Below are 5,690 nucleotides of genomic sequence, written 5' to 3'. Positions count from 1 at the left end.
TGGTTGTCCACCCCTCAGTCGTCTTTTGTGTTTTTTGAATCCGAAAAACACAACCACACCCCACACACACCCCCCCGGCCGGTGGCGAGCGTCAGCCGAGCTGCAGCTCCGGGGTGTACATCTCGATCCAGTGGTACAGGTCGAGCACCCGGTCCAGGCCGATGCGCATGGCCGGGTCCATGGTCGCCGGGTCCACTTCGGACGCCCGGTGCGCCCAGGCGCGGTCCACCAGGCCGAACACCTCGTGCTTCGGCTCGGCCAGCACCTCCTTGACCTGCTGCTGCAACGCCGCCGCGTAACCCGGGTCCTGCGTCGACGGGTACGGGCTCTTCACCCGCTGGGCCACCGACTCCGGCAGGACGTGCTTGGTCGCGTGCCGCAGGAGGCTCTTCTCGCGGCCGTCGAACGTCTTCAGCGACCACGGCGTGTTGTACACGTACTCGACCAGCCGGTGGTCGCAGAACGGCACGCGGACCTCCAGGCCCACCGCCATCGACGCGCGGTCCTTGCGGTCCAGCAGCATCCGCACGAACCGGGTGAGGTGCAGGTTGCAGATGGTCCGCATCCGCGCCTCCTGCGGAGACTCGCCGTCCAGGTGCTCGACCGAAGCGACGGCGGACTGGTACTGGTCCGCGATGTAGGACTCGACGTCCAGGCTCTTCACCAGTTCCGGTGTGTACAGCGACGCCCGCTCGTCCATCATCGACGTCCGGAACGCCAGCCACGGGAACGTGTCCGCGTTGACCGCCTTCTCGTCGTGGAACCAGCGGTAGCCGCCGAACACCTCGTCCGCCGACTCGCCCGACAGGGCCACCGTCGACTGGCCGCGGATCGCCTTGAACAGCAGGTACAGCGACGTGTCCATGTCGCCGAGGCCGGCCGGGATGTCCCGGGCCCGCAGCACGGCGCGCCGGACCTCGGGGTCGGTCAGGTCGCCCGGGTTGAGCATGACGTCCTCGTGCGCGGAGTTCACCAGCTGGGCGACGTCCCGCACGAACGGCGAGTCCGCCGTGTCGCGCATCTCGTCCGGCTTGAAGTTCTCCTCCTGACCGAAGAAGTCGACGGAGAACGTCCGCAGCTGCTCGCCCTGCTCGGCCAGCCGGGCGGCCGCGAGGCCGGTGACGGCGCTGGAGTCCAGGCCGCCCGACAGCAGCACGCACCGCGGGACGTCGGCGACGAGCTGGCGGTTGACGATGTCGGTCATCAGCTCGCGCACGCGGGCGACCGTGGTCTCCTGGTCGTCGGTGTGCTGCTTCGCGTCCAGCTTCCAGTAGGTGCGGGTCTTGATGCCCTCGCGGGACACGGTGACGATCGTGCCCGGCTGGACCTCTTCCATGTCCTTCCACAGCGACCAGCCCGGCCGCTTGGTGAAGCCGGCCAGCTCGCGGAAGCCGTCGAGGTCGACGACCTTCTTGGCCAGCGGGTTGGCGAGGATGGCCTTCGGCTCGGAGCCGAACAGGACGCCGTCACGGGTCGGGTAGTAGTAGAACGGCTTGATGCCCATCCGGTCGCGGATCATGACGAGCCGGTCGTCGCGCTCGTCCCAGATCGCGAAGGCGTACATGCCGTTGAGGTGGTCGACGACCGCGTCGCCCCACTGCAGGTAGCCGTGCAGCACGACTTCGGTGTCGCTGTCGGTCTCCCACTTGTGGCCGAGCTTGGTCAGCTCTTCCTTGAGCTCGGTGAAGTTGTAGGCCTCACCGCTGTAAACCATCGCCACCGCGCCGTTCGGTGTGGACACCGACATCGGCTGCCGGCCGCCGGGCAGGTCGATGATGGCCAGCCGCCGGTGGCCGAGCGCGACGTGCCGGCGCACCCAGGTGCCCTCGTCGTCCGGGCCGCGGCACGACATGGTCGCGGTCATCGCGTCGACGACTTCCTGGCGGCGGGTGAGGTCGGCCTCGTAGGAAACCCAGCCGGCGATACCGCACATAGCCCCTCCCGGAGATTGCTTAGCTGATACAACTATCGGTAACCCAGGTGTAACACGCCCCGTAGATCTTGTCTGCCCGAATTGCACGTTCCGCACTTGTTCGATCACTCGGTGTGTCACTTGTCACTGGCCGACTACCTGCGGTGAGAACCGGGCAAACGCTTGCGTGACCGCCGCCACCGGCCGTCAAGGCGGCGTAAATGCGCGTCAGGAACGCGTCAAGGCGCCATCAGCCGGCCTCCGGAAGGGCCTCCCAGGACCGCACAGTGACGTCGTCCCCGGTCACCGAACCCGGTGACCCGTCCTGAGAGGTGCCTGTGGCCGACTTGCTCTACGCCGTTCTGCTGATCGGCGTTTTCGTGGTGCTGGCGCTGGTGCTGCGCGGCTTGGAGAAGCTGTGAGCGGCGCCGGAACCCTGGCCAACGTCGTGGGCGGCCTGCTCGCGCTCGGCCTCCTCGTCTACCTGTTCGTCGCGCTGATCAGGCCGGAGAAATTCTGATGTCCGACACCACGGCCGGGCTCATCCAGCTCGGTCTCCTGCTCGCCGCTCTCGCCGCGGTCTACCGGCCGCTCGGCGACTACCTGGCGCGGGTCTTCTCCACCGGGAAGCACCTGAAGCTCGAAAAGGGCCTCTACCGGCTCTTCCGCGTCGACCCCGACGCCGAGCAGCGGTGGCCGACCTACGCCGCGGGCGTGCTCGGCTTCTCGTTCGTCTCGGTCGTCCTGCTCTACCTGCTGCAGCGCCTGCAGCCGCTGCTGCCGTGGAACCTCGGCCGCGGCGCGGTGAGCCCGGGCGTCGCCTTCAACACGGCGATCTCGTTCGTCACCAACACGAACTGGCAGTCCTACGTCCCCGAGACGACGATGGGTCACTTCGTGCAGATGGCCGGGCTGACCGTGCAGAACTTCCTGTCGGCGGCGGTCGGCCTGGCCGTGGCGATCGCGGTGACCCGGGGCTTCGTCCGCGCGAAGACCGACCGGCTCGGCAACTTCTGGGTCGACCTGACCCGCGGCACGGTTCGCGTGCTGCTGCCGATGGCGTTCGTGTTCGCCCTGGTCCTGGTCGCGCTCGGCGTGGTGCAGAGCCTCAAGGCCGGCGTCGCCGTGACGAACCCGGACGGCAGCCACAGCACCCTCGCGCTGGCCCCGGCCGCGAGCCAGGAGGCGATCAAGGAACTGGGCACCAACGGCGGTGGCATCCTCAACGCCAACTCCGCGCACCCCTTCGAGAACCCCAACGCCTGGACGAACCTCGTCGAGCTGTTCCTCATCCTGGTGATCCCGGTCAGCCTGACCCGCGCGTTCGGCACGCTGGTCGGCAACCGCCGCCAGGGGTACGTCCTGCTGAGCGTGATGGGCCTGCTGTGGGCGGCTTCGCTGGCGCTCATCTGGTTCTCCGAGGCCAAGGCGAACAACCCGGCCGCGCTGGCCGCGGGCGCGAGCATGGAAGGCAAGGAACAGCGGTTCGGCATCGGCCTGACGTCGATCTTCGCCGACACCACCACCGGCACGTCGACCGGCGCGGTCAACGGCGCCCACGACAGTCTTTCGGGGCTCGGCGGCGGCGGGCCGCTGCTGAACATGCTCTACGGCGAGATCTCGCCCGGCGGCGTCGGCACCGGCCTCTACGGCATCCTCGTGCTGGCCATCATCGCGATGTTCCTGGCCGGGCTGATGGTCGGGCGCACGCCGGAGTACCTGGGCAAGAAGCTCGGCAAGCGCGAGGTCACCTGCGCCGCGATCGCCATGCTGGCGATGCCGACCGTCGTGCTCCTCGGCTCCGGGATCGCCCTGCTGCTGCCGGGAACCGCGGGCGCGCTCGGCAACTCCGGCGCGCACGGGCTGTCCGAGATCCTCTACGGCTACGCCTCGACCGGCAACAACAACGGCAGCGCGTTCGGCGGCCTGACCGCGACCAGCGACTGGTTCCAGTCCTCGTTCGCCGTCGCGATGGCGTTCGGCCGGTTCGTGCCGATCCTCGCCGTGCTCTGCCTGGCCGGTTCCTTGGCCGCCCAGCGCAAGGTGCCCGAGACCGCGGGCACCCTGCCGACCACCGGGCCGCTGTTCGCCACCCTGCTCACCGGCACGGTGGTGCTCGTCGCGGCCCTCACGTTCATCCCGGCGCTCGCGCTCGGGCCCATCGCGGAGGCACTCGCATGACCGTCACCGAAGAACGACCCCGGGTGACCCCCGCCGAACCCCCGGGCCGGGTCGGCGCCGGCGTCTTCAGCCCGCGCCAGCTCTGGACGTCGCTGCCGGAGGCGTTCCGGAAGCTCAACCCGAAGCACCAGCTCGGCAACCCGGTGATGTTCGTGGTCTGGGTGGGTTCCGCGCTCACCACGGTCTTCGCCGTCACCGACCCGAGCGTGTTCACCATCCTGATCGCCGTCTGGCTGTGGTTCACGGTCCTCTTCGCGAACCTCGCCGAGGCCGTCGCGGAAGGCCGTGGCAAGGCCCAGGCCGAAAGCCTGCGGCGGTCGAAGAAGGAGACCGTCGCCCGCCGGCTCACCGAGTCCGGCTCCGAGGAGCAGGTGCCCGGCGTCGAGCTGCGGGTCGGCGACCTGGTCGTGGTCGAGGCGGGCCAGGTGATCCCGGGCGACGGCGACGTCGTCGAGGGCATCGCGACCGTCGACGAGTCGGCCATCACCGGCGAGTCGGCCCCGGTCATCCGCGAGTCCGGCGGCGACCGATCGGCCGTCACCGGTGGCACGACCGTGCTGAGCGACCGGATCGTCGTGAAGATCACCACCAAGCCCGGTGAGTCCTTTGTGGACCGCATGATTGCTTTGGTGGAAGGCGCTTCCCGGCAGAAGACGCCGAACGAGATCGCCTTGACGATCCTGCTCTCGACGCTGACGATCATCTTCCTGCTCGCCGTCGTCGCGCTGCAGCCGATGGCCCGCTACTCGGGCTCCGAGCAGTCGGTGATCGTGCTGACCGCGCTCCTGGTGTGCCTGATCCCCACGACGATCGGCGCGCTGCTGAGCGCGATCGGCATCGCGGGCATGGACCGCCTGGTGCAGCGCAACGTCCTGGCGACCAGCGGCCGCGCGGTCGAGGCCGCGGGCGACGTCTCGACGCTGCTGCTCGACAAGACCGGCACGATCACCTTCGGCAACCGCCGCGCCACCGAGCTGATCCCGGTCGGCACGTCCACCCCGGACGAGCTCGCGCGGGCCGCCCGATTGGCCAGCCTGGCCGACGAGACCCCCGAGGGCCGCAGCGTCGTCGACCTCACCGAGGACCACGCGGACCGGGACGAGCGGGGCGAGTTCGTCCCCTTCACCGCGCAGACCCGGATGAGCGGCATCGACATCGGCACCCGCCGGATCCGCAAGGGCGCGGCGAGCGCCGTGCGGGCGTGGGTGCGCGACAACGGCGGCGAGTTCCCCGACGAGACCGAGCGGGTCGTCGACGAGATCAGCGCCCAGGGCGGCACGCCGCTGGTCGTCGCCGAGGACACGGTGGTGCGCGGCGTGATCCGGCTGTCCGACGTCGTCAAGCCGGGCATGAAGGAACGGTTCGAAGAGCTGCGCTCGATGGGCATCAAGACGGTGATGATCACCGGCGACAACCCGCTCACCGCCAAGGCCATCGCCGCGGACGCCGGCGTCGACGACTTCCTCGCCGAAGCCAAGCCCGAAGACAAGATGGCGCTCATCAAGCAGGAGCAGGAGGGCGGCCGGCTGGTCGCGATGACCGGCGACGAGTACAAGGTCATGGCACTCGCCTCCTACGGCAAGCCGGCTTTCCTCGA

General features: G+C 69.2%; 4 protein-coding genes. 3 read left to right on the top strand and 1 reads right to left on the bottom strand.

What is annotated here, in order from left to right:
* Window positions 1-91 precede the first annotated feature (91 nt).
* Entirely contained in the window at window positions 92-1,933 is a 1,842-nt protein-coding gene (asnB, locus tag ACWEVN_RS46070; protein WP_452055482.1) for an asparagine synthase (glutamine-hydrolyzing), read from the bottom strand.
* Between the two features lie 397 nt (window positions 1,934-2,330).
* On the opposite strand from asnB, the gene kdpF reads away from it, so the two are divergent.
* The 3 genes from kdpF to kdpB all read left to right on the top strand — a co-directional run.
* Entirely contained in the window at window positions 2,331-2,432 is a 102-nt protein-coding gene (gene kdpF / locus ACWEVN_RS46065) for a K(+)-transporting ATPase subunit F (protein ID WP_191310381.1), read from the top strand.
* The gene (gene kdpA / locus ACWEVN_RS46060; RefSeq protein WP_452055481.1) at window positions 2,432-4,093 is read left to right on the top strand and encodes a potassium-transporting ATPase subunit KdpA; all 1,662 of its coding nucleotides are present in this window, start codon (window positions 2,432-2,434) and stop codon (window positions 4,091-4,093) included. Before kdpF ends, kdpA begins: the two co-directional genes overlap by 1 nt.
* Window positions 4,090-5,690, top strand: a 1,601-nt coding sequence (kdpB, locus tag ACWEVN_RS46055; RefSeq protein ID WP_452055480.1) for a potassium-transporting ATPase subunit KdpB, incomplete at its 3' end; no start/stop codon positions are given. The genes kdpA and kdpB, both read left to right, overlap by 4 nt.

It is taken from the genome of Amycolatopsis sp. NPDC003861, assembly GCF_053605405.1.
This window is presented reverse-complemented; position numbering and strand designations above follow the sequence as displayed.